Below are 24,244 nucleotides of genomic sequence, written 5' to 3'. Positions count from 1 at the left end.
CGGTATTGCATCGCACAACCCGCTGGAAAAAATTGCACGAGTGTGTTATAAAAGAATAAATCTATCATGGGAACGATGGCGCAGCGCCAAAAAGGCGATGCGCAAACCGGCCCCGAAAAATAAGACGGAGAGATATTATCTTTCAGAACATCCTTTTGATCGGCTGTGGAAAAATGGGCGGCGCCCTTCTCGAATACTGGAAGAAGGGCGACGAGGATTTTACGATCGTTGATCCGTTCCTTGAAGATGCCCCCGAAGGTGTGCGGCTCGTCGCGCAGCAGGGCGATCTGGGCGACAAGCGCTTCGATGTCATCATCGTGGCGATCAAGCCGCAGATGATCGACGACATCCTGCCCGACTATGCGCCGATCCTGAATGACGGCGGATACGTCGTCTCGATGGCGGCGGGCGCCTCTATCGCACGCATCTCCAAGGTGATGGGCGACGCACCCGTGATCCGGATCATGCCCAACCTGCCCGCATTCGTGGGCAAGGCGACCAACGGCCTGGTCGCAGGCCCCGGCGTGACCGACGACCAGCGCAAGCACGCGCATGCGATGATGGAGCGGACCGGCACCGTCGTCGAAGTGGCGGATGAGGACCAGCTCGACCGCGTGACGGCCGTTGCAGGCTCAGGCCCCGGCTACGTGTTCGAACTGGCACGCGCCTATGTCGCTGCGGCCGAAGGTATCGGCTTCTCGCACGAACAGGCGCGCGCGCTGGTGCTTGGCACGCTGGAAGGCACGATTGCGATGGCAATCGACCAGGACGACAAGTCCCTGGAAGACCTGCGCAATTCCGTCACCAGCAAGGGCGGCACCACTGCCGCCGGGCTCGATGCGCTGAACGGCGACGGCGCCGTCTCGCGCAAGTTCGAACAGACGCTCGAGGCGGCCTACAAACGCGCCGTCGAACTGCGCTGACCCGCAGGCGCGGCGGGCTGTGGAACCCCGCCCCCGCCTTGTCCGTCTATCAAGTGCAGCATCAAGAATAACAGATCCGAAGAGGACCACCATGAACGACCAGACCCTGGACCCCGCAATCCATATCCATGAACTTGGGAGCAATGCACGCGCGGCCGCGAAGGGCCTGCTGACCGCCAGCACCGAATCCAAGAACACCGCCCTGCGCGCCGCCGCCAAGGCGCTGCGCGACAATCAGGACGAACTGCTCGAAGCGAACGCGAAGGACGTTGCCTCGGTCGAAGGCAAGAAGCCCGACAGCTTCGTCGACCGGCTGAAGCTCACGCCCGACCGGATCGAAGGCATGGCCAGCGCGCTCGAACAGATCGCCGAGCTGCCCGACCCCGTGGGCCGCCAGCTTGCCGAGATCGACCGGCCCAACGGGTTGAAGATCGAACGTGTCGCGGTGCCCATCGGCGTGATCGGCATGATTTACGAATCGCGGCCCAACGTGGGCGCGGACGCATCGGCGCTGTGCCTCAAGAGCGGCAACGCGGTCATCCTGCGCGGCGGTAGCGAGAGCCGCAATTCGACCCGCGTGATCGTGCGCTGCATGCAGCAGGGCCTCAAGGAAGCTGGCCTGCCCGAAAACGCCGTGCAGACCGTGGGCACGACCGACCGCGCTGCCGTGGCCGAGCTGCTCAAGGCGGACGAATTCGTCGACCTCGTGATCCCGCGCGGCGGGCGTGGCCTCGTCGAGCTGGTGCGTGACCAGGCCAGCGTGCCCACGCTGCTCCACCTCGACGGCAACTGCCACACCTATGTCCACGCCAAGGCCGATCTCGACAAGGCGGCGGAAGTCATCCGCAATGCCAAGCTGCGCCGGACCGGTGTGTGCGGCGCGACCGAGAGCATCGTGGTCGACAAGGCGGTGGCCGAGCAGGCGATTCCCAAGATCGCGGCGATCTTTGGCGACGACTGCGAACTGCGCGGCGACGAGACCGCCGTTTCGCTCGCGCCCTCGATCAAGCCCGCAACGGACGAAGACTGGGGCACCGAATATCTTGACCCCATCGCGAGCGTGAAGGTGGTCGATGGCCTCGACGAGGCAATCGAATGGGTGGACACCTATTCCAGCCACCACACCGACGCGATCATCACCGAGGATGAAGACGCGGCGCGCAAGTTCATGACCAGCATCGATAGCGCGATCCTGATGCACAACGCCTCCACCCAGTTCGCCGACGGCGGCGAGTTCGGCATGGGCGCGGAAATCGGCATCGCGACCGGCAAGATGCACGCGCGCGGGCCCGTCGGCCTCGAACAGCTGACCAGCTTCAAGTACCTCGTCCACGGCAACGGCCAGACGCGACCCTGACACACCTGACACAGTGTCTTAAGGCCAAAAACCCCGCCCTCTCGGAATGAGAGGTTCGGGCACACGGCAAAGAGGGGGCGGGCCAGCATGGCTCGCCCCTTTTTGCGTGCGCGGCCGATGGAGGCGGCAGAGGCAGGATCGACGCATTGAAAGAGCGGGTGCCCAGTTAGCGGGTCGGGAGCGTGTAGGATAGTTCACGATGGACCGCGCGCTCAACGGCGTCGACGTGCCCGTCTACTCCGCAGCCTGCCCTGAGCGCCTGCCCTGGCAGGCAGTCGAAGGAGCAAGCCGGTCGGCACGCGGATCACCTACAACGACCGCCTGCCTAGCCTGCCCCCGCGAAGGCGGGGGTTCATGTTGCGCAACCGCGCGCCCGATCGCTTTACGGAGGGCCGCGCAAAAGGCCTCAACGCGGTCGGCCAGATGGAGCTGAAGCGGCTCAAGAAACAATGGCGCGAGGAGTACGAGCGCGAGCAGGCGCAGGGCGGCGAGGCCCGCGTGTTCGCCTCGATCGAGGCCAAGATCGCCAAGGTGCACCAGCGCCGCCTCGACTCCATGAGCCCCCGCGCCCGCGCGGCCTGGGACGCCTTCAAGGCCATCGAGGCCGAGGACGAGGCCGCAGGCTACCGCTGGTGGGAGGACCCGGAGCATCCGCTGTACCATGCGAGGGCGGGTGAGGATGACAGCGACGACTGGGAGGAGCGGACGCTGCCTGCGCCGGGATGGCGGCGCCGCGTGCGCGAGGAGGAGGAGGAGCCGGAGGAGAACCCCAAGTGGCGTGGGTTGAAGGATGGGGGGTGGAAGTGAATTAGTAGAGCAAATTACACGCTTCGCATCCCTCTTAAGCTAGGTTACATAATGGCTAGAGGGGTATCTGGCATGAAGCTTAGTCACGTTTATGCGCGTTTCTACAAATCTTTTAACTTTGATCATCGCCGAAAGGCGCATCCCAAAGCGGAGAAGCGTGAATGGGAGATGATTGGTTCGCTTTGGTATCCATACGTTGAGGTTCCAATTGACCAGTTAATTACGACTATCGTTGGAGCGAACGAGTCCGGGAAAAGCCACCTCCTCAGTGCAATTGAGAAGGCTATCACTGGAGAAGGCTTCCAGCATCAGGACCTGTGTCGCTATTGCGATTTCTTCAACGTAGAACGAGGCAATGAATTTTGGCCACACCTTGGCGTATCGTGGATCGATTTAGACGCGAATGATGTAACCAAAATACGGTCAGAAGTCTCTGAAGCTCCTGAAAAATTCGACTCCTTTCTCATGTTCCGGGAAGGCCCCGAACGGCTTAACCTGTATTTTCCCGATGGGTCTGGGAGTTATGTAAATGTCAGCATAACTGGCGACGCCGCGCGAGAATTTGGCAGCGTGTCACTACCTCGGGCGTTCAGGCTCGAATCCAAAACAGCTCTTCCGGCCGCCCTACCCACATCCGAGTTGCTCAAAGCGGAGAACGCAGCGCCGAAGAATAGGGCATCTCGGAAAATATGGATGAAGGCTGCCGACATGCTCTTCGAGGCTTGGCCTGGAGACAAAGACCGGTTCGCAGGGACTCTTCCATCCATTGCACCAGGGCTGGCGTCGATACTGTCAGAGGTAAACGACCAATCCGCCGCCCCGGCAGAAGAATTGAAGCGATCCTACGAACTTGCGCGCAAGCTACTAATGCAGCTCGCAAATATCGAACCCGAGCGCCTTGTGGAGCTAGCCCAGTATATCGAAGCTGGAGAGAATGGTCATGCGACAGCTCTAGCTGAAAGCATAAATCAGCAACTCGAAAAGAAACTAAACTTTCCAAAATATTGGGTCCAAGATAGAGATTTTCAACTTCGAGTCACGGCGCTTGAGTCCGAATTAGTTTTCACTATTCGCGACCGAACCGGAACTCAATATACCTTCGACGAGCGAAGTGCGGGCCTGAAGTATTTTCTTTCATATTTTATCCAGGCACAGACCCACATTCCTGACCCAACTCGCCCAGAAATTTTGCTCATGGATGAACCGGATGCGTATCTGTCCGCAGAAGCACAGCAAGACTTACTTAAGATCTTCCGAAACTTCGCGGAACCAGATGGCGACACAAGGCCAGTGCAGGTAGTATATGTTACCCATTCACCGTTCCTACTAGACAAAAACCATGCCGAGCGCATCCGTGTCCTTGAAAAAGGAAAGGGCGAGGACGGCACCCGTGTCATAAGGAATGCCTCACAAAATCACTACGAGCCGCTGCGCTCAGCATTCGGAGCCTTTGTCGGCGAAACCGCCTTTATTGGGGCTTGTAACCTTCTGGTCGAAGGGGTCGCAGACCAAGTCCTGCTAGCTGGTCTATCACGGGTGATATTGAACCGCGGAGCAAACAGCGAAACAGAACTTCTCGATTTAAATCGGGTGGTTATGGTGCCGTGCGGGTCAGCTAGTCATGTGCCGTATATGCTTTATTTGATCCGAGGTCGCGATAGCGAGGCACCATCAGTGGTCGTCCTCCTCGATTCGGATGAAAGCGGAAAAAAGTCAGCAGAAATATTGCGGAAGGATGACAAGCAAACGCGCCGGCTCATCAACTCCAAATTTATAATGCAATTCGACGAGCTGAACATCGTTCACGATACCGGACATCGGATGGAAGAGCCGGAGGACTTGATACCGGCACCATTAGCCGTTGCGGCAGCCAATCTTTATTTTCGCGAAGTTGCCGAGTTTCGTGAGGGAGAGGCACTCGTAATTCAGGAGGAGGATGTATCCAAAGCGCTTGGAGCGAAAGTCGGAATCTATGATGCACTAAAGAAGGCGGCCGACGCCAAAGGGGGGCACATTGACAAGATTGGCTTCGCCCGTGCAGTCGTGACGCTCTGTGAAAATGCCGCCGAGAAAGAGCTCCAATCCGACATTGATGAATTCATCGACAGAATGAAGGAACTATTTAAGAAAATAAATAGGAATATCCGCGCTGCTAACGAGGAGAGGTATAGACATCGCGCCAAGTCAATGGTTGAGCAGCATCGTAAGATTTTTATTCAGGATCACCCCGAAGGCGCAACGCGTGAGCAAGGACTTTTCCTTTTCGAACGGATTGGAGACGGACTGGACAACTCTCTCGACTCGAAAGCTATGCGCGACATGATGAGAGAGCTGACAGCTGATTTTAAGCTCGACGGCGAAGCGAACGAGCCTATCCCCGATTTCGATGATTTTGTCTCAAAACTAAGGATGCTGAAGGATGCCCTCGAGTATCGACGTACGTCAATCGAGAGCGAAGAGGTTGCTCGAACGCGGAAACCCTCAGCAAAAAATAAGGCCAGAAAAAAACCTAAAGCGATCGCAGCCGACGAGAGGGGCGAAGACATCACTCCTCCCCCATCCGCAGCGCAGCAATAAACGCCTCCTGCGGAAGCTTACTTTCCTCCCGCCTATACTGGGACAGGCCGCCCTGCGGGCGCTCCCGCATCCTCAGAATGACCTCAGAATGAGAGTTACTCTTCCCCCATACGGAGCGCGGCAATGAAGGCCTCCTGAGGGATCGAGACGTTGCCGTACTCTCTCATTCTGGCCTTCCCCTTCTTCTGCTTCTCCAGCAGCTTCTTCTTGCGGCTGATGTCGCCGCCATAGCACTTGGCGGTCACGTCCTTGCGCAGGGCGGCGATGGTTTCGCGGGCGATCACCTTGCCGCCGATCGCGGCCTGGATCGGGATCTTGAACAGGTGGCGCGGGATCAGGTCTTTCAGGCGCTCGCACATGCCGCGGCCGCGTTCCTCCGCCACGGAGCGGTGGACGATCAGCGACAGCGCGTCGACCGGCTCGTTGTTGACGAGGATGTTCATCTTCACGAGGTCGCCTTCGCGCAGGCCGATCTGCTCGTAATCGAAGGAGGCGTAGCCGCGGCTGATCGACTTCAGGCGGTCGTAGAAGTCGAAGACCACCTCGTTCAGCGGCAGCTCGTAGCTGACCTGCGCGCGCCCGCCGACATAGGTCAGGTTGGTCTGGATCCCGCGCCGGTCCTGGCACAGCTTCAGGATCGCGCCGAGATATTCGTCGGGCGTGTAGATCACCGCCTTGATCCACGGCTCCTCGATCATCTCGATCCGGTTGGGGTCGGGATAGTCGGATGGATTGTGCAGCTCGATCACCTTGGCCTCTTCGTTCTTCGTGTGGCCGAGGTGGATGCGGTAGACCACGGATGGCGCGGTCGTGATCAGGTCGAGGTCGTATTCGCGGCTGAGGCGTTCCTGGATGATCTCGAGGTGCAGCAGGCCGAGGAAGCCGGCGCGGAAGCCGAAGCCCAGCGCGGCGGAGCTTTCCATCTCGAAGGTGAAGCTCGCATCGTTGAGGCGCAGCTTGCCGATGGATTCGCGCAGCTTCTCGAAATCGGCCGCGTCGACGGGGAAGAGGCCGCAGAACACCACCGGCTGCGGCTCGCGATAGCCGGGCAGCGCTTTCGTGGCGCCGTTCTTGACCGTGGTGATCGTGTCGCCCACGCGCGCCTGGTCGACCTCCTTGATCTGCGCGGTGATGAAGCCGATCTCGCCCGGGCCGATCTCCGCCAGGTCAACGCGCTTGGGGGTGAAGGCGCCGACGCGGTCGATCAGGTGCTCGGTCTGCCCCTGCATGAACTTGACGTTGAGGCCCTTCTTCAGGACGCCGTCGATCACGCGCACAAGGATGACGACGCCCAGATACGGATCGTACCAGGAATCGACGAGCGAGGCCTTGAGCGGCGCGTCGCGGTCGCCCTGCGGCGGGGGAATGCGCGCGACGATCGCTTCGAGCACGTCCTCCACGCCGATGCCGGACTTGGCGCTGGTGAGCACCGCGCCGCCATTTTGCCACGTGCCGGTGGCCTGGATGCCGACGATCTCCTCGATCTCCTCGGCGACCCGCTCGGGCTCGGCCGCGGGCAGGTCTATCTTGTTGATAACGGGCAGGATTTCGTGATCATGCTCGATCGACTGGTAGACATTGGCGAGGGTCTGCGCCTCCACCCCCTGCGCCGCGTCGACCACCAGCAGCGCACCCTCGCACGCGGCGAGGCTGCGGGAGACCTCGTAGGCGAAGTCGACGTGGCCGGGCGTGTCCATCAGGTTGAGCTGATAGGTCTCGCCATCGGACGCGGTGTAGTTGAGGCGCACGGTCTGCGCCTTGATGGTGATGCCCCGCTCCCGCTCGATATCCATGTTGTCGAGCAGCTGTTCCTTCATCTCCCGCTCGGTCAGCCCGCCGGTAAGCTGGATCAGCCGGTCGGCGAGCGTGCTCTTCCCGTGGTCGATATGGGCGATGATGGAAAAATTGCGGATCTTGGAAAGGTCAGTCATTGCCGCCGCCAATATACGCCCCGTCCGGGTGTGTCAGCTTTTTTGAGGCGCGGCATGCAGGTTGGGCGGCGCGGCGCCCGGTTGCCTGTCAGGCGCTGCGCAGTCGTGCGCCCTGTTCGCCATCCGAGGGGGAACGCGGCTTGGCCTCTACGCCGGTGATCCTGCCGTTCTCGTCGCGCCTGACCCGCTGCGCGAATTCCACCCCGATCCGGTTCTCGCAGCACCAGCGCACCTCTGCATCGACCGCGAGGTTTTCGCTGAGCGCGATGCGGAAGACGGTTCCTTCGGGCACGTTCCACAGGCCCTCGATCATCGCACCGTGCGACGAGACATTGCGGACAGTGGCGTTGTAGAAATCTTCGCCATGCTGGAGCACCACGCGGCGCAGCATGGCCTGGCGCGGCTCGCGTGCAGCGCGCGGTCCGGTCGGCTGCATCGCCAGGCCGGCTTCGAGCAGGCGGTTGGCCTCCGCAGGCGAAAGCGGCTTCGAATAGATGTAGCCCTGAATATGGCTGCACCCGTGCATGCGCACCAGTTCCAGCTCGTCCATCGTTTCCACCCCTTCGGCGGTGGTATCCATGCCAAGAGCTTCGGCCAGACTGCTGATCGCGGCAATGATGGCCCCGTTGCGGCTGCCGGGCATGGTGGCACCGCGTACGAAACCCTGATCGATCTTGATCTTGTCGAACGGCGCGTTCTTCAGATAGCCGAGCGAGGAATAGCCGGTGCCGAAATCGTCCAGCGCCAGGCGCACGCCGATCTTCTTGAGGGCGGCGAAGGTCGCTTCGGTGCCTCCTTCCTCGCTGAGGAAGACGCTTTCCGTGATTTCCAGTTCGAGCCGGGATGGCTCGACCCCGTACTTCGTCAGGGCAGCCGAGATTGACCCTGGCAGGCCCGGATCGGCGAATTGCAGGGGCGATACATTCACGGCGCAGCGCACTGCCTCCGGCCAGCGGGCAAGATCCGCACATGCCCGCTTCAGTGCCCATTCGCCGATCACGGGGATCAACCCTGCGTCTTCGGCAACCGGCACGAACTTTTCCGGGCTGATCCACCCATGCTTGGGGTGTTTCCAGCGCAACAGCGCCTCGAACCCCGCAAGCGTCTCGTTCCCGGCGTGGACGACAGGCTGGTAGTGAAGCTCCAGATCGCCCTTGTCGATCGCCGAACGCAGCTCTTCCTCCAGCTGGTTCCGCTCGCGCGCAGCGACATGAAGATCCTCGGAAAACAGACGGAAGCGGCCGCGCCCTGCGTCCTTTGCAGCGTACAGGGCCAAATCGGCGCTGCGGATCAGGCCTTCGCTGGAACTCCCATGGTCCGGCGCCAGCGCAATGCCGACCGAAACGCCGATGACGAGCCGCGTTCCGTCGACCGAATAAGGCTGGGAAAGGGTGTGAATGATCTCTCCGGCGAGGCGTTCGATGGCATCCTGATCGCACCGGCGGGAAATGAGGACCTGGAATTCGTCGCCCCCGATGCGGCCGACCAGCCCCAGATCGCCCACCACCTTTTCCAGCCTGCGGGCGACCTGCCCCAGCAGCGCATCGCCCGTGGGGTGCCCGAAGGTGTCGTTGACGTGCTTGAACCGGTCCAGATCCAGCATCAGGATCGTGCAGGTGCGCTTGCTGGCGTCGAGCTCCGTCAGCAGTTTGGAAAGCGACTGGGCCAGCGTGTGGCGGTTCGCCAGCCCCGTAAGCGAATCGTACATCGCCAGACGAGACGCGCGCTCCGCACTGCGGCGACGCTCGGTCAGATCGGTGCCCGATCCGCGAAAGCCGCAGAACTCGTCGAACCCGTCGAAGATCGGTCGGCCGTTGATCGACCACCAGACCACCTCGTCGCTTCCGGGCCGCCTGTTGCAGACCGGCTGATCGTGGAAGACGGATTGGGCGGTGAAGTGGAACTTGATCGTCCGCTCCGCCTCACGATCGTCCGGATCGACCTCGAATACCTTGGTGAACATGTTGCCCAGCAGATCGTCGTGATCGAAGCCATATCGGTCGGCGAACTCGGGGGAAATATAGGTGATCCGTCCTTCGTGATCGGTTTCCCAGAACCAGCCCTGACCGGTCGCCTCGTAGTCGCGCATGATGTCGATCGAGCGGTTGCGAAGGCGCTCGTCGGCCTGCCGCTGCCCTTCGCGCTTGCGATCGTAGAGATGCTGGAAATACGCAACGCTCGCGCCGCCGATAATCGCCACCGCAAGCGCGACGGCCGCCATGAGATAATCGTGAACCACGGCATTGAGCGCCACCGGCGACCACAGGCTGACCTTGGCGAAAAACAGTTGGAACGGGCGCTGGCCGAGCAGCACGCCCAGCATCATGCCGATGACGAGTATCGACATCGCCCCGAGCGCCCAGGCAAGGTCGCCCGGCACCATCCAGCGGGCGAAACCCCAGCCGATTAGCGCCTGCGGGACCAGCCCGAGGGCGAACAGGATCACGTAATCCGGGACTGGCAGGCTGCGCGCCGAGGCCCTGGACGCCGACAGCAGAAGGCCTGCGCTCAGGAAGGCGATCAGGGTACCGCCACTGGGAAGGGTCTGACCGATGATTGCGCTCACCAGCGCCGTGGCGAACAGCGCGGCGAGGAGAAGGTGCCACTGGCGCGGGAGGACGGGCGCGGGTTCCACCGCATCCCCGGCCCAGCCGCGCGTCAGTGCTTCGCCCTCGCGCCGGTGGCCAGGCTTCGCCGAATCGCGCCGTTTCTGCCCGCACGCGCCCCTTGCGGCGGACGGTTTTGCAGGAGTTTTCGAAGATGGTGGTTGCGCGTTGCCCTCCATGGTGGGGATCATCGCAGAAAGCCGCTCCGAAAGAATTAAGCGTCAGGCTTTCCAAAAGGCTAACGCCCCCCTGGAACATGGACCCGATCCGGCCGCGAAGCGTGTGTGCGACTTGTTTCCGCGCGCAGCACCCGCCATCAGGGTGCCATGGCAGATCGGCAACTCCTTGGGCAGATGCGGCGGCGCGTCGAAACCTCTCTTACTTTCACGCCGGAACTGCGCATTTGCGCGATTTTCGGGGGGCAGAGAGCGTGATCGGTTTCGGCGATTGGGACTTGCACCTGCCCGCCTGGGGCCTGTTCGGCGGCGCGGCCCAAAGGCGCGATCCACGCCGCGCGCCGCGTGGCGAGCCCGGCGGCCCGTTGAGCGCGGAGGTCTCCTTCGAAAAGGTTGACGGGCTTGAGCTGCGCGTGGCCCGCTGGCGGCTCGACCAGCCTTCCGAGAACCCGCCGATTTTGTTCTTCAACGGCATCGGCGCCAACATCGAAGCCGTCGCTCCGCTGGCCGAAGCGCTGACAGAGCGCGGGTTCATCATGTTCGACATGCCGGGCGCGGGGGAATCGCCCGATCCGGTGGTGCCCTACAACCTCTTTACCATGAGCTGGACGGCGATGACCCTGCTCGAACGCTTCGGTATCGAGACGGTTGACGTGATGGGGATGAGCTGGGGCGGCGCGATTGCCCAGCATTTCGCGCTGCAACACTCCATCCACGTGCGCCGCGTGGTGCTCGCGGCGACATCGCCCGGCATGCTGATGATCCCGGGCGATCCGCAGATGCTGGCGCAGATGGCCGACCCCACTTCGGCGATCAACGAGATGCTGGTCCGCGAATATCTGACCGCGATGGACAATGCGGACGAAAGCAAGCGCGCACGCAATTCCATCGGCAATATCAGCGCGCCCAGCACGACCGGTTACCTGTACCAGCTGATGGCGCTCGCCGGGTGGACCAGCCTGCCCGCCCTGCCCTTCCTCGACAAGCCGGTGCTGGTGATGATGGGCGAGAACGATCCCATCGTGCCGCTGTCGAACGGCAAGCTGCTGGCCGGATCGCTGCCCGATGCGCGGCTGGAAGTGTTCGAGGATGCGGGCCACCTGTTCCTGATGACGCACCCGGACAAGACTATGAAATTGCTGCGGGATTTCCTCGATGGGCCGGAAGGCGAGACGGCCTAGCGCCGCGCGACGCCGCAAGTCGTTTCGTCCGCCAGCCTTCCTGCCTCCTGCAGCGCGGCCGCCGCCGCGCGTGGACGGTCCGTCGCGATGATGTCCACGCCCGCCTCGCCCAGTTCGGCATAGCGTTCGTCCATGCCGAAGTCGGCAATCCGGTTGTCGATGGAGTTGCCGCGCCCCAGCGTGCCGAAGATCACCTCGACGTCGGCTTCATCCAGGCTTGCGTAGACGTCGGGGCGCGGAAGACGGGTGCCGGTGAAGGCGACGATGCTCTCGGTCGGGATGCCGGCTTCGGCAGCCTCGGACAGCGCGCTCGCATCGTCCATGGAAAGCGAGATCAGCATGTCCGGCGCCAGAGCGTGCAGTCTGCGCGCGGCGTCGAGCGAATAGGCGATCAGGATCACGCTATCTGCCATGTCCTGCGCGCGGATCAGCGCGATGGTGTCCTCGTAGGATGTCGATCGCTTGAAATCGATCTGCAGCGCGGTGCGGCCCTTTGCCCAGGCCAGCGCCGCCTCGAGCGTGGGAATCCGGTAGGGCGTTGTCCAGCCGGCCGCGTCGCGCAGGCGCAGTTCTGCGAGGTCGGCCCATTCCCGTTCGGCGGCGACACCGGTGCCGCTGGTGGTGCGGTCCAGACGGTCGTCATGCAGCAGAAACAGCACGCCGTCCCTGCTCTGCGCAACGTCTACTTCCATGATCGCGGGCGCCGCATGCAGCAGCGCGTCCATCGCCTCGATCGAGTTTTCGGGCAGGCCCGGCGTCGGTCCGCCGCGATGCGCGGAGATGATCGTGCGCTGTTGCGCCTCCATGCAATCGAGGAACGCGGAGAAATCGCCACCGGTATCGAGCGACCACGCGCGCGCCGCCTCCTGCGAGGCCGCAGGGGCCGCGGCGAGCGAGGCCGCAATCAGGGTGGGGAGCAGAAAGGCCTTCATGCCATGCGCCTGGCAGCGCCGTGTGACAATTTCGCCCGCTTACACCCGCATCGGCATGAGGACGTAGAGCGCAGGGCTGTTCTCGTCACGACGGATCAGCGTGGGTGCGCCGGCGTCGGCCAGATGCAGCTCCACCATGTCGCTGTCGATCTGGCTGAGGATGTCCTTCAGGTAATTGGCATTGAAGCCGATCTCGAACCCTTCGGACTTGTACTCGGCGGCGATTTCCTCGGCCGCGGTGCCGTTGTCCGGGCTGGTGACGGACAGCGTCACCTTGTCCGCATCGAGGCCCATCTTCACCGCTCGGGTCTTCTCCGTGGCGATGGTCGCCACGCGGTCGACGCCTTCGTAGAAGCTCTTCGGATCGAGCTTGAGCAGCTTGTCGTTGCCGGTCGGGATGACGCGGCTGTAGTCGGGGAAGGTCCCGTCGATCAGCTTGCTGGTCAGCACGACGCCGCCCTCTCCACCCAGCGTGAAGCGGATCTTGCTTGCCGAAAGGTCGATCTGGACATTGCTGTCCAGCGCTTCTTCCAGCAGCTTGCGCAGCTCGGTCACGGCTTTGCGCGGCACGATCACATCGGGCATGCCCGCCGCGCCTTCGGGGCGGTCGAGCGTGTAGCGCGCCAGACGGTGCCCGTCGGTCGCCGCAGCCTTCAGAACCGGGCGTGCTTCGTCCGAAACATGCAGGAAGATCCCGTTGAGGTAGTAGCGCGTTTCCTCGGTGCTGATGGCGAAGCGGGTGCGGTCGATCAGCTCGGCAAGCTCGCGCGCGGGCAGTTCGAAGCTGGTCGGCAGTTCGCCTTCCACGATCACGGGGAAGTCATCGCGCGGCAGCGTGGGCAGCTGGAAGCGGCTGCGACCGGCCTTCACCGTCATGCGGTTGTCCGCCGTCTCCAGGCTGACCTGGCTGCCATCGGGCAGCTTGCGGGCAATATCGAACAGCAGGTGGGCCGACACGGTGATCGCGCCCCCGCTTTCGACATTCGCGGCGGTCATCGTCTCGACGACCTGCAGATCGAGGTCGGTCGCCATGACCTTCACGCCGCCGCCTTCGTCGGCGTCGATCAGCACGTTGCTAAGGATCGGGATGGTGTTGCGGCGCTCCACCACCGACTGCACGTGGGACAGGCAGCGGAGCAGCGTGGCGCGTTCGATGGTGGCCTTCATCGGTCCTTCTCTCGTCTCATGTGCGCTTGTGGTGCGGCGCGACTCCCCCTTGAGCCGGCCCTCGCGCGAGAAAATCTTATCCGGTTTCCTTATCGCGCCTGCACTTAGGGGCAAGGAACAAGCGCGATTCTGCCGGAAAGGCTGGGGATAAGGGGATTCGCAGGGCGACGCTAGTGCACCGCTGCATCAGCTCAGCATCGCCATCCCGCCATTCACGTGCAGCGTCTGCCCGGTGACATACGCCGCTTCGTCGCTGGCGAGGTAGGCAACCGCCGCGCCGATCTCCTCGCCCTCGCCCATCCGGCCCGCCGGAATGCGCCCCTCGATGGCCGCCTTCTGCTTCTCGTCCAGAGCATCGGTCATCGCGGTACGGATGAAGCCGGGCGCCACGCAGTTGACCGTTATGCCCCGGCTGGCGAGTTCCTGCGCCAGGCTCTTCGACATGCCGGTGAGGCCTGCCTTCGCCGCAGTGTAGTTCATCTGACCGGGGTTACCCGTGGCGCCGACCACGCTGGTGATCGAGATGATCCGTCCACCGCGTGCCTTCATCATCGGCCGGGCGGCGGCGCGCATCAGGCGGAAGGCGGCTTCCAGGTTGATGCGGATCACCTGATCCCACTCATCGTCCTTCATCCGCATGGCGAGGTTGTCACGCGTGATCCCGGCATTGTTCACGAGGATATCGAGCCGGCCCAGCGTATCGATCGTCGCGGGGACCAGTTCCTCGACACTTTCTGCATTGGAGAGGTCGCAGGTAATCTCCACATGCGCGCCGCTGTCGTGCGCGTACTCGTCGTTGAGCTGATCGCGGAAGGCGCGCAGCTTGTCGCCGTTCGAGCCCGACAGCGCGAGCCGGGCGCCCTGCGATGCCAGCGCCTTCGCGATAGCCGAGCCGATCCCGCCGCTTGCGCCCGTCACCAGCGCCGTCTTGCCTTCGAGTGAGAACATCAGCCGAGCTCCTTCGCCAGCGCTTCGAGGTCTTCCATGGTGATGCAGCTGGAAACCCTGGCTTCCTTGTCGGTGCGGCTGACCATCGGGCCCAGCACCTTGCCGCCCAGCTCGACGAAATGCTCGACGCCATCGGCGCGCATCGCCAGCACGCTTTCACGCCACCGCACGCGGCCGGTGATCTGTTCGACCAGCAGCTTCTGCTCTTCCGCCGAATCGCTCACCTTGGCCGCCGTCACATTGGCGTAGAGCGGCAGGTCCATCGCGGAAGGGCTGGTGTTGTCGAGCGCGATCTTCATGCGCTGCGCGGCAGGCTTCATCAGCGAACAGTGGAACGGGGCCGAAACCGCAATCTTGATTGCCCGCTTCACGCCATGGTCCTTGGCCATGTCGATCACGCGGTTGATCGCCTCTGCATGGCCCGAAAGCACGACCTGCGAGGGATCATTGTCGTTGGCGATCTCGCACACCTGCCCCTGCGCGGCTTCTTCCGCCAGCTTCTGCGCGGTCTCGATATCCGATCCCAGCAGGGCGCACATCGAACCGACACCGATCGGAACCGCATCCTGCATGGCGATGCCGCGCAGCCGCAGCAGCTTGGCCGTATCGCCCAGCGAGAAGGCGTTGACCGCGGCCAGCGCGGTGTATTCGCCCAGCGAGTGCCCCGCGACGCAGTCCGCCGCATCCTTCAGCTTCATGCCGAAGTCCTTCTCCAGCACGCGCAGAGTGGCGATGGCGTTGGCCATGATCGCGGGCTGGGCATTGGACGTCAGGGTCAGTTCGGAATCCGGCCCTTCGCGCATCATGGCGAACAGCTTCTGGTTCAGCGCGTCGTCGACTTCCTGAAAGGTTTCGCGCGCAGCCGTGCTGGCTTCGGCGAGATCGGCACCCATGCCGACCTTCTGGCTCCCCTGACCGGGGAAAATGAAAGCTCGCATAAAATCTCCTTGTTGGCCCGGGGCCTAGGAAGCGCGGGCGGGGCTGGCAAGGCCGAAGGGGACGATCCGGTTGGAGGCCGTGTGCCCGATTTCGGCTCGGCCGAGGTACGGAATGCCCGCCCGCGCGCACCAGTATTGCGCGATTTCCTCTGCGCTCTGGCCGAATTCCCGGTCGTTTTCCGGCACGTTGTTCACCGCGCCGAGCCTGAGGCCCGCAACGCGCGGCAGCGTGTTGGACAGGCTGAAGAACAGCCGGTCCACCGCATACAGATGCTCGCTCACCTCCTCCACCATCACGACATGGCCGGTCAGATCGGGCAGCAGCGGCGTATCGACCAGCATGGCCAGCGTGATGAGGTTGAAGGCGACCGTGGGCGTCTTGCCGTCCAGATGCGGTTCGAGCCCGCTGCCATCGCCGGAGAACCAGCGCAGCACGCGGCGCACCGCCTCGCGCCCCCGCTCGCTGCGCGCGCTGACCGGCATCGACCCGTGAACCGGCTGGCCGATCCCGGCGCGGTAGAGCGCGGCGAGCATGTAGCCCATGTCCGAAAAGCCGACATAGGTCTTCTGCCGCGCGGCCTCGTTCATCCGTGCGACGGCGGCCTGCGCGATGCGGTTCGATCCATAGCCGCCCTTGGCGAACCAGACCGCGTCGTATTGCGGATCGTTCGCGCAATCGAGCAGCGCGGTGAGGCGCTGCAGGTCCGTGCCCGCGAAGTGCCCGTGGCTTTCGAAGCATTGCGGGTGAACCCAGACGCTGTGCTCGGGAAATTCGTCGGCAACGAGGCGCTCGATCGCGGCGGCATGATCGGGCGTGATCGCGGTGGCGGGCGCGCAGATGGCGATGCGTGTCATGTTTTCGCTGTACCCGCCAAACCCACCCCCGTCATCCCCGCGCAGGCGGGGATCCCGCTCACTTCTACGGAGCCTGGCCGCAAAAAGCGGGACCCCCCGGCCTGCGCGGGGGTGACGAGCGGATTTATTGCCAATAGTGCTCAACCCATGACCGACTTCCCCGACCCCACCGCCGACCTGACCGCCCGCCCCTGGTTCTTCTGCGGGATCGGCGGATCGGGGATGCAGCCCCTCGCCGCGATCCTGAAGGGGCGCGGCGCGCAGGTGGCCGGGTCGGACCGCAGCTTCGACCAGGGCCGCACGCCGGAGAAATTCGCCGCGCTGGAGGCGCAGGGGTTCCAGCTGTTCCCGCAGGACGGCAGCGGGATCGACCGGCCCGAGCAGGTGCTGGTGGCCAGTGCAGCGGTGGAAGACAGCGTGCCCGAAGTGGTACGCGCCAAGGAGCTTGGCCTCCCCCGTCTGACCCGCGCGGATCTCAACGCGGCGCTGTTCAACGCCGCCGAAACGGGCGTCGCGGTCGCGGGGACCAGCGGCAAGTCGACCGTCACCGGAATGCTCGGCTGGATCCTCCACCACGCGGGCCGCGAACCGACGATCATGAACGGCGCGGTGATGAAGAACTTCGTCTCGGAGGATCGCCCCTTCGCCAGCGCGGTGGTCGGCGATGCGGACCTCTATGTGTCCGAGGTCGACGAGAGCGACGGCTCGATCGCGCAATATACGCCTGCGGTCGGCATTCTTCTCAACGTCAGCCTCGACCACAAGAGCATGGACGAACTGCGCCAGCTGTTCGGAGACTTCCTCGAGGCGAGTGCGCGCGGCGTGGTGAATGCCGACGACGAGGAAGCCTTCCGCCTCGTCGCGCATGCGAATGCACCGCTGACCTTCGGGGTGACGAATGGCTGCGCCGCACTCGGCATCGTGGAGGGATCGCTGGCCGAGGGCCCGACGCGGCAGGCGGCCATGGTCCACGACAAGCGCGACGATACGCAGCACGCGCTGACTTTGAACCTGCCGGGACGGCACAATCTCTCGAATGCGCTCGCCGCGATTGCCGGAGCGAATGCGGCGGGCGTGCCGGTGGCCGATGCGGTCGCGGCGCTGGGCGAGTTTGCCGGGCTCGCGCGTCGGTTCGATATTGTCGGCACCTCGCCTTCGGGCGTGACCGTGATCGACGATTTCGGCCACAATCCGGAGAAGGCGGCAGCGACCCTGCGCACGTTGAAAGCGCACGAAGGCCGCGTGCTCGCCTTCTTCCAGCCGCACGGATACGGGCCGCTCAAGCAAATGGGCGCAGAACTGGCCGAGACCTTCGCCCGCGAACTCGGCCCCGAGGACATCACCCTGTTGTGCGACCCCGTCTATTTCGGCGGCACGGTCGACCGCTCCGAAGGCAGCGAGCGGATCGTCGACCTGATCGCCAAGCACGGCGGCAAGGCGATGTGCATCAACACACGCGACGGTTGCGGCGACTGGCTGGTGGCCAATGCCAAGCCGGGAGACCGCATCGCCGTGATGGGCGCGCGCGACGATACGCTGAGCGTGTTTGCGAGGGATGTGCTGGAGCGGTTGGGGTGACGAGATACATTTTCAGTTGGATTGCCTATATATTCTGGCTCTCCTCTTGGCTGGCTTTCGCCGCATTGCTCATGTTTGCTCCGGAGTTCCTTTTTGCCCATTCATATTTGATTGGGCTGATCTTCGTCATATTTTTTGGGGTGCCGATTATCGCTCAACACGCATCGCCATGCCCTCATTGCGGTGAGCCACCGTTCGGGCAACTCGGAGGAGGGCTCAATCATTTGGGCCTAAGTGCTTCGCCACCGCGTCGCTTATGTGAGTATTGCAACGAAGACTTGTATGGCTAGCACTAGTTCGGTTTCCCGCGCCTTGCACGAGTTTTCATCGTGACCGTCTACCAAGGCGCCCGCCGCCATGCGCGCAAAATGCTGCTCGGAGTCGCGATCGGCGCGCTGTTCATTATCACGGTGGATGCGTGGATCGGCCATTCGAGCATCGCCTTCGCGATCGTTATCTTCGGTCTGTTCATGGCGAACATCGGCATCCTCGGCTTCAACTGCCCGAACTGCCGCAAGAACCTGTTCTTCTATCGCGGCATCCTGATGCTGCCCTGGCCGAACAAGGTCTGCGGTCGCTGCGGGACGGACCTGACGAAGGTGCCTGCCTCGGACGCCTAGTGCGCGCCCTCTTCCTTCCCGTGGCCCAGCCCGAACACCTTGTGCAGCACGAAGAACAGCACCGTGCCCAGCACCAGCCCGACCAGCGCGGAGGCCGCAGCATAGGTCGCCCAGCCCAGCACACCGCCCAGCGCGCCGGTGGTGCTCTCCACCGCATGTTCCAGCCCGTGGCTCGCATCGTAGAGCGTGTGGAAGCCCAGTTCGTGCGTGCCGTGCAGGATGATCCCGCCGCCGACCCATAGCATCGCTGCCGTGCCCACGACCGACAGAACGGTCAGGATGTGCGGCATGGCGTTGAGCATGATCTTGCCGATTCTCTTCGCCCTCTCGTCAGGCTTTTCCATCAGATGCAGCCCGATATCGTCCAGCTTCACGATCAGCGCGACCGCGCCATAGATGAACGCCGTCACCGCCAACCCGACGATGGCGAGCACCGCGGCGCGGGTGAGGAAGGTTTCCGCCGCCACCTCGTTCAGCGTGATCGCCATGATCTCGGCGGAGAGAATCAGGTCGGTGCGGATCGCGCCCGAGACGCGCTCCTTCTCGAACGCGACCTCGTCCTCGATCGGTTCGTCGATGGTCTTGCCGTGTTTCTCGCCGCTCAGCTTCTCGGCGAGCTTCTCCGCCCCTTCATAGGAGAGGTAGCAGCCGCCCAGCATCAGCACGAAGACGATCGCCTGCGGCAGGAACTGGCTGAGCAGCAGGGCGCCGGGCAACAGGATCAGCAGCTTGTTCTTGACGCTGCCCTTTGCGATCTTGGCGATGATCGGCAGTTCGCGCGCCGGGCTGAATCCGGTGACGTAGCCGGGGGTCACCGCCGCATCGTCGATCACCACGCCCGCCGTCTTGGAACTTGCCCGCCCCGTTGCCGCCGCCACGTCGTCGACCGAAGAGGCCGCTGCGCGTGCAATCACCGAAACGTCGTCTAACAATGCGGCCAGGCCACCGGGCATGAAGGTCCCCCTCGTAGAAATGCTGTCTGGCGCCAACGCGCCAGCAGCGCCTTTGGCACCACATGCATGCCATGCGAAGGCCTTGCATTCACCGCGCGTTGCGCTATGTGCCCCGCTTCCCTGCTGTCGGCGACGGCTGGCAGTGGGGAAACCAAGAAAGCCGGAGGGGCCCCGCGATCCGCGCGGACAAGCCAGCGATCGGCAGCAACGTGAAAGGACAAGGCATGGCTCTATACGAGCACGTGTTCCTTGCGCGCCAGGATTTGAGCCAGTCGCAGGTCGACGCTCTGGCAGCGCAAGCTACCGAAATCATCGAGTCGAACGAAGGCAAGGTCACCAAGACGGAGACCTGGGGCCTCAAGAACCTCGCCTACAAGATCGACCGCAACCGCAAGGCGCACTTCGTGCTGCTGAACGTGGAAGGCCCCGGCAGCATGGTTGCCGAGCTGGAGCGCCAGATCCGCATCAACGAAGACATCATCCGCTACATGACCATCCGCGTGGAAGAGCACGAGGAAGGCCCCTCGGCGATGATGCGCAAGAACGAACGCGATTCCAAGAAGCGCCGCGAGCGCTCGGATCGGGGAGACGACTAATGGCCCGCCCGTTTTTCCGCCGCCGCAAGACCTGCCCCTTCTCGGGCAAGAATGCACCCGTGATCGACTACAAGGACGTGCGCCTGCTGCAGGGCTTCATGTCCGAACGTGGCAAGATCGTGCCCAGCCGCATCACCGCCGTCAGCGCGAAGAAGCAGCGTGAACTCGCCAAGGCGATCAAGCGCGCGCGCCACATCGGCCTTCTTCCCTACGTCGTGAAGTAAGAGGAGCTAGCATCATGGATATCATCCTCCTCGAACGTATCGGCAATCTGGGCAGCATCGGCGATGTCGTGACCGTGAAAGACGGTTACGCCCGCAACTTCCTGCTGCCGCAGAAGAAGGCGCTGCGCGCCAACGCCGCCAACAAGAAGGTCTTCGAAGCCAACCGCGAACGCCTCGAAAAGGAAAACGCGGAACGTCGCGGCGTGGCCGAAAAGGCCGGCGAGAAGATCGACGGTGCCGAAATCGTGCTGATCCGCGCTTCCTCGAACGCGGGCCAGCTTTACGGTTCGGTCAACGTGCGCGACATCGCCTCGGGTCTCGAAGCCCAGGGCCACGATGTCGACAAGAAGCAGATCATCATGGGCAGCCCGATCAAGTCGATCGGCATGCACGATGTGACCGTTGCCCTGCACCCCGAGGTGCACGTGACGGTGAAGGCCAACGTCGCCCGTTCGGACGACGAAGCCGAGCTGCAGAGCCAGGGTGTCGACGTCCTCGCCCAGATGTTCGAAGACGAACAGAAGGAAATCGAGGAAGCGGCCGCGGCCAACCAGACCGATCCCAATCTCGAGCCGGGCGAAATCCCCGCCGAGCTTATGGAAGACGGTGTGAGCACGCCCGGAGGCGAGACGACCACCGAAGCGCTGATCGAAGCGACCGAGCCGGACACCAGCTCGGACGAGGTCGAGCCCAAGAGCGAATAAGCCTCTTTTCGAGGCAAGTGAGAAAAGGCCGCTGCGTCCAAGCGACGCGGCGGCCTTTTTCGTGTCGGTCAGCTCAGGCCCAGAACCTCGCGGGCGAAGCTGCTCGAAATGCCATCGAGCGCGCTGAATTCGACCCGCAGATTGCCGTAGGTCAAGCCATGGTCGCAGATGACGTAGCGGGTGGCGAGGACACTCTGCCCGTCCTGCGTCAGCAGCATCTTGACGAAGGGCTCACGCGCATTGAAATCGTTAATCGATTCAAGAAGTTCGGCCTTGGTCACGCCTTCGGGTATCGCGTAGGCCTTGGCGATCAGCAGGCCCTTGCACTGTGTCCCGTCGGTGCAGGCCCGCAATTCGGCGAGAATTTTCGCACTGCCCGCCACGATCAGAAAACCTTCGACCCCGTTGAAGACCTCTGCCGTGACGGTGGCGTTGTAAGGCGCCACCGCATTACGGATCGTCTGCTCGTCGAAACTCGTGAAACGTTCGCTGTCAGGCGGGCCAGTGTCCTGCGCTGCGAGAGGTGTGGCGAAGGTGACAGCCAGAGCTGCGACTATTCCTGAAAGTCTGATCGGTCTTCCCCCTTTGTTCTCAACCGGGTTCAAGACTAGCCCGACGCCGGAACCCCGGCAAGCCCGTGCGGCGGGCCCCTCGATTGCCGCGCGCCGGATCAACCCGGGAGCGCCGTGGCATCTGACGACTTGGCCTTGCCACACCGCCCGGCTAGGAGGCGCAGCGATGCTATCCATAGACCAAGCCCTCGACGCCCTGCAGGAACACTACGACAACGCCGTCGCTGCCCTGCGTGAAGACATCCTCGAATATGCGCAAAGCGGCACCCTGCCCGTCGCCAGTGCACGCGCGGGCCGCTACACCTATCCTCGCCTGCTGCTGCACTACGACGGCAGCGAGAGCACCTCGGCTGAAAGCCGGGCATTCGGGCGGCTGGGCATGGAGGGGACCTATTCGACCACGATCACCCGCCCCCACCTTTTCCGCAACTACCTGCACGCGCAGCTCGATCTGATCGAAAGCGATTATGCGATCCGGCTGGATGTGCAGCCCTCGGATCAGGAAATTCCGTTCCCCTACGTTCTCGACGGAGAGGCGACCGCGCAGCTGGCAGGGATGGCGCCGCAGGAGATCGCGCGCCACTTCCCGCATACCGACCTGGCCGATATCGGCGACGAACTGGCCGACGGGATCGAGCTGGAAGACCCCGAGCAGCACATTCCGCTCTCCCTCTTCGACGGCCTGCGCACCGATTTCAGTCTTGCACGGCTGGCGCACTATACCGGCACGGACCCCGAGCATTTCCAGCGCTTCGTGCTGTTCACCAACTACCACCGCTATGTCGACGAATTCGTGGACTGGGCAGGCGCGCGGCTGGGTGAGGATGGGTGCAGCGCGCTGGCCGGGCCCGGCGGGCTGTATCTGACCGAGCCGACCGAGAACGCCAAGGACCAGCTTTCCGACGCGGCATGGCGGCGCCACCAGATGCCCGCCTATCACCTGATCGGCAAAGACGGCGACGGGATAACGCTGGTCAATATCGGCGTGGGGCCGAGCAATGCGAAGACGATCTGCGATCACCTGGCGGTGCTGCGGCCCGAGGCGTGGCTGATGATCGGCCACTGCGGCGGCCTGCGCTCCAGCCAGAAGATCGGCGACTACGTGCTCGCCCATGCCTATCTGCGCGACGACCACGTGCTCGATCCCGTGCTGCCGCCGGAAATCCCCCTGCCCGCGATTGCAGAGGTACAGCAGGCTCTGGCAGCGGCGGCAGAAGAGGTCTCCGGGCGGCAGGGCAGCGATCTGAAGCAGCGGCTGCGCACCGGCACCGTGGTGACGACCGACGACCGCAACTGGGAACTGCGCTACGCCCTGTCGGCCAAGCGCTTCTCCTTGAGCCGCGCCGTCGCCATCGACATGGAAAGCGCCACCATCGCCGCACAGGGCTTCCGCTTCCGGGTGCCCTACGGGACGCTGCTATGCGTCAGCGACAAGCCGCTCCACGGCGAGATCAAGCTGCCCAAGCAGGCGAACACCTTCTACGAGGAAGCCATCGCCGCGCACCTGCAAATCGGCATCGCCGCCGTGCGCCACCTGCGCGAGGAAGGCCCCCGTCTGCACAGCCGCAAGCTGCGCGCCTTCAACGAGCCGCCTTTCAGGTAGTCGGACAGCTCGCTGCGAGAGACGGGATGGCACGGTTCATCCCGCCTACCCCTCGCGCTTTCCGAGGGGATTACAGGCATTTGCTCGTTCCCTGCGGCTTCTCGGTCACCATTTTCGTCACGCCATCCATGCCCGCCACACAGGGAATCTTGGCGTCTCTTCATCGGGGCCCCGCCTATGCAGCAGTCGCAATCTGTTGCCACTCCGATAAATTACATACCCAAAGCAATCTAGAGATAGATTTTCTTTTGGGTTTATCAAACTAATTCACCGATTTGGAACGCTTCATCGGCAATTGAAATTATTGAATCCGGCTTTCTAAAGCAGAATCCCGCTTGACTCATGAGACGCAATCATGCCTCCTGCAAATCAGGGGGTATTTATGAAGAAAAAGATTATTCTGCTGGCTTGCGCGTCAATCACTTTGTCGGGGTGCGCCAACAATTTGTTAGCCAATCGGATATCCTCCGAATCCTATCCAGATAACAAGAAAGAGGACTCGTACAGCAGGGTCTTCGCCTGGGATTCCAAGTATTCTGCGGGCGCAGGAAATTCGAAAGGGATGTGTGTTCAGGGCGCGCTTACCGCCGATGCGGGTTCTATTGGCGCATCAGTAAAAGCTCTGAAAAACGACTCTGACCTCTCTGCCGATGCCGCTTTGGAAGCTGCTGAAACCGTCACCGCACTCAATATGACGAATGCGCAGACCGCGTTTGCGAATATTGCATATTTCTATGCATGTCAGATTGCCTTGAACAGCATAAGCGCCGAACCCGGACATGGCCGACTGTCAGATACCAATATCGTCAAGTTGTTCGAATCCGTCAGCGAGACCATCCCCGATATTTCGAACGACAATGCCTCGATCGCCAGCGCCGAATCTCGACAACTCGAAGCATTCAAGACATGGCTTCAAAAGAACGGCATTCCGGTCCCGGAGGACTTGGAAAAGCAGATCGACGCTTCGGAACAAACAGATAGCGATTAGGCGCCCGA

The 24,244-nt window shown here is 62.8% G+C and carries 21 protein-coding genes; 12 read left to right on the top strand and 9 right to left on the bottom strand.

The genetic code is table 11. The features are described from left to right. The first annotated feature begins 155 nt into the window (after positions 1-155). The 4 genes from ADAD_RS0111575 to ADAD_RS15905 all read left to right on the top strand — a co-directional run bounded on the left by ADAD_RS0111575 (position 156) and on the right by ADAD_RS15905 (position 5,664). Positions 156-923 (top strand): pyrroline-5-carboxylate reductase family protein, encoded by a 768-nt coding sequence (locus ADAD_RS0111575; protein WP_272941327.1) that lies wholly within the window; start codon positions 156-158, stop codon positions 921-923. Positions 924-1,014: 91 nt separating this feature from the next. Further along, positions 1,015-2,280, top strand: a complete 1,266-nt coding sequence (locus tag ADAD_RS0111570) for a glutamate-5-semialdehyde dehydrogenase (protein WP_010413916.1) — start codon at positions 1,015-1,017, stop codon at positions 2,278-2,280. 354 nt (positions 2,281-2,634) lie between these two features. Beyond that, on the top strand, positions 2,635-3,087 hold the full coding sequence (locus ADAD_RS16210; protein WP_010413914.1) for a hypothetical protein: 453 nt from the start codon (positions 2,635-2,637) through the stop codon (positions 3,085-3,087). A gap of 72 nt (positions 3,088-3,159) precedes the next feature. Continuing rightward, positions 3,160-5,664 carry an AAA family ATPase gene (locus tag ADAD_RS15905; RefSeq protein ID WP_158005191.1) on the top strand — a complete coding sequence of 835 codons (2,505 nt, stop codon included), beginning with the start codon at positions 3,160-3,162 and terminating at the stop codon, positions 5,662-5,664. Positions 5,665-5,759: 95 nt separating this feature from the next. Here ADAD_RS15905 and lepA read toward each other — a convergent pair whose 3' ends face one another. After that, positions 5,760-7,595: a translation elongation factor 4 gene (lepA, locus tag ADAD_RS0111555; protein WP_010413910.1), complete on the bottom strand. Its 1,836-nt coding sequence runs from the start codon at positions 7,593-7,595 to the stop codon at positions 5,760-5,762. Positions 7,596-7,683: 88 nt separating this feature from the next. Further along, a complete protein-coding gene (locus tag ADAD_RS0111550; protein WP_010413908.1) occupies positions 7,684-10,392 on the bottom strand; it encodes an EAL domain-containing protein in 2,709 nt (902 codons plus the stop codon). Positions 10,393-10,604: 212 nt separating this feature from the next. On the opposite strand from ADAD_RS0111550, the gene ADAD_RS0111545 reads away from it, so the two are divergent. After that, positions 10,605-11,558, top strand: coding sequence for an alpha/beta fold hydrolase (locus ADAD_RS0111545; RefSeq protein WP_010413905.1), 954 nt, complete (start codon positions 10,605-10,607; stop codon positions 11,556-11,558). On the opposite strand, the gene ADAD_RS15900 is transcribed toward ADAD_RS0111545, so the two are convergent. The 5 genes from ADAD_RS15900 to ADAD_RS0111520 form a co-directional block, all read right to left on the bottom strand. Beyond that, positions 11,555-12,490: a glycerophosphodiester phosphodiesterase family protein gene (locus tag ADAD_RS15900; RefSeq protein WP_010413903.1), complete on the bottom strand. Its 936-nt coding sequence runs from the start codon at positions 12,488-12,490 to the stop codon at positions 11,555-11,557. The two genes, ADAD_RS0111545 and ADAD_RS15900, sit on opposite strands and share 4 nt — an antisense overlap. 39 nt (positions 12,491-12,529) lie before the next feature. Further along, positions 12,530-13,657 carry a DNA polymerase III subunit beta gene (gene dnaN, locus ADAD_RS0111535; protein WP_010413902.1) on the bottom strand — a complete coding sequence of 376 codons (1,128 nt, stop codon included), beginning with the start codon at positions 13,655-13,657 and terminating at the stop codon, positions 12,530-12,532. Positions 13,658-13,843: 186 nt separating this feature from the next. Next, a complete protein-coding gene (gene fabG / locus ADAD_RS0111530; protein ID WP_010413900.1) occupies positions 13,844-14,605 on the bottom strand; it encodes a 3-oxoacyl-[acyl-carrier-protein] reductase in 762 nt (253 codons plus the stop codon). Further along, the gene (gene fabD / locus ADAD_RS0111525; RefSeq protein WP_010413897.1) at positions 14,605-15,543 is read right to left on the bottom strand and encodes an ACP S-malonyltransferase; all 939 of its coding nucleotides are present in this window, start codon (positions 15,541-15,543) and stop codon (positions 14,605-14,607) included. Before fabD ends, fabG begins: the two co-directional genes overlap by 1 nt. A 24-nt stretch (positions 15,544-15,567) precedes the next feature. After that, the gene (locus ADAD_RS0111520; protein ID WP_010413895.1) at positions 15,568-16,398 is read right to left on the bottom strand and encodes an LD-carboxypeptidase; all 831 of its coding nucleotides are present in this window, start codon (positions 16,396-16,398) and stop codon (positions 15,568-15,570) included. Between the two features lie 147 nt (positions 16,399-16,545). On the opposite strand from ADAD_RS0111520, the gene ADAD_RS0111515 reads away from it, so the two are divergent. Both ADAD_RS0111515 and ADAD_RS0111510 read left to right on the top strand, forming a co-directional pair. Further along, positions 16,546-17,976, top strand: a complete 1,431-nt coding sequence (locus tag ADAD_RS0111515) for a glutamate ligase domain-containing protein (protein ID WP_010413893.1) — start codon at positions 16,546-16,548, stop codon at positions 17,974-17,976. A 329-nt stretch (positions 17,977-18,305) separates the two neighbouring features. Beyond that, on the top strand, positions 18,306-18,596 hold the full coding sequence (locus ADAD_RS0111510) for a hypothetical protein (protein ID WP_010413891.1): 291 nt from the start codon (positions 18,306-18,308) through the stop codon (positions 18,594-18,596). Here ADAD_RS0111510 and ADAD_RS0111505 read toward each other — a convergent pair. Beyond that, positions 18,593-19,549: a DUF808 domain-containing protein gene (locus ADAD_RS0111505; RefSeq protein ID WP_010413887.1), complete on the bottom strand. Its 957-nt coding sequence runs from the start codon at positions 19,547-19,549 to the stop codon at positions 18,593-18,595. The two genes, ADAD_RS0111510 and ADAD_RS0111505, sit on opposite strands and share 4 nt — an antisense overlap. 224 nt (positions 19,550-19,773) lie before the next feature. Here ADAD_RS0111505 and rpsF point away from each other — a divergent pair, with 224 nt between their 5' ends. Genes rpsF through rplI form a run of 3 tightly spaced genes read left to right on the top strand, consistent with a single transcriptional unit; the run spans position 19,774 to position 21,073 of the window. Further along, the gene (gene rpsF, locus ADAD_RS0111500) at positions 19,774-20,145 is read left to right on the top strand and encodes a 30S ribosomal protein S6 (protein ID WP_029140087.1); all 372 of its coding nucleotides are present in this window, start codon (positions 19,774-19,776) and stop codon (positions 20,143-20,145) included. Further along, on the top strand, positions 20,145-20,369 hold the full coding sequence (gene rpsR, locus ADAD_RS0111495; protein ID WP_010240048.1) for a 30S ribosomal protein S18: 225 nt from the start codon (positions 20,145-20,147) through the stop codon (positions 20,367-20,369). The genes rpsF and rpsR overlap by 1 nt, the downstream gene beginning before the upstream one ends. A 14-nt stretch (positions 20,370-20,383) precedes the next feature. Further along, a complete protein-coding gene (gene rplI / locus ADAD_RS0111490; RefSeq protein ID WP_010413884.1) occupies positions 20,384-21,073 on the top strand; it encodes a 50S ribosomal protein L9 in 690 nt (229 codons plus the stop codon). 68 nt (positions 21,074-21,141) lie between these two features. On the opposite strand, the gene ADAD_RS17005 is transcribed toward rplI, so the two are convergent. Then, positions 21,142-21,519: a YbjN domain-containing protein gene (locus tag ADAD_RS17005; protein WP_010413882.1), complete on the bottom strand. Its 378-nt coding sequence runs from the start codon at positions 21,517-21,519 to the stop codon at positions 21,142-21,144. A gap of 292 nt (positions 21,520-21,811) precedes the next feature. On the opposite strand from ADAD_RS17005, the gene ADAD_RS0111480 reads away from it, so the two are divergent. Together ADAD_RS0111480 and ADAD_RS16860 are read left to right on the top strand one after the other, a co-directional pair. Beyond that, positions 21,812-23,248, top strand: coding sequence for an AMP nucleosidase (locus ADAD_RS0111480; RefSeq protein ID WP_010413880.1), 1,437 nt, complete (start codon positions 21,812-21,814; stop codon positions 23,246-23,248). Between the two features lie 382 nt (positions 23,249-23,630). After that, entirely contained in the window at positions 23,631-24,236 is a 606-nt protein-coding gene (locus tag ADAD_RS16860) for a hypothetical protein (protein ID WP_139020429.1), read from the top strand. Positions 24,237-24,244: the final 8 nt, after the last annotated feature.

It is taken from the genome of Citromicrobium sp. JLT1363 (genome assembly GCF_000186705.1).
Classification (GTDB): domain Bacteria; phylum Pseudomonadota; class Alphaproteobacteria; order Sphingomonadales; family Sphingomonadaceae; genus Alteriqipengyuania.
This window is presented reverse-complemented; position numbering and strand designations above follow the sequence as displayed.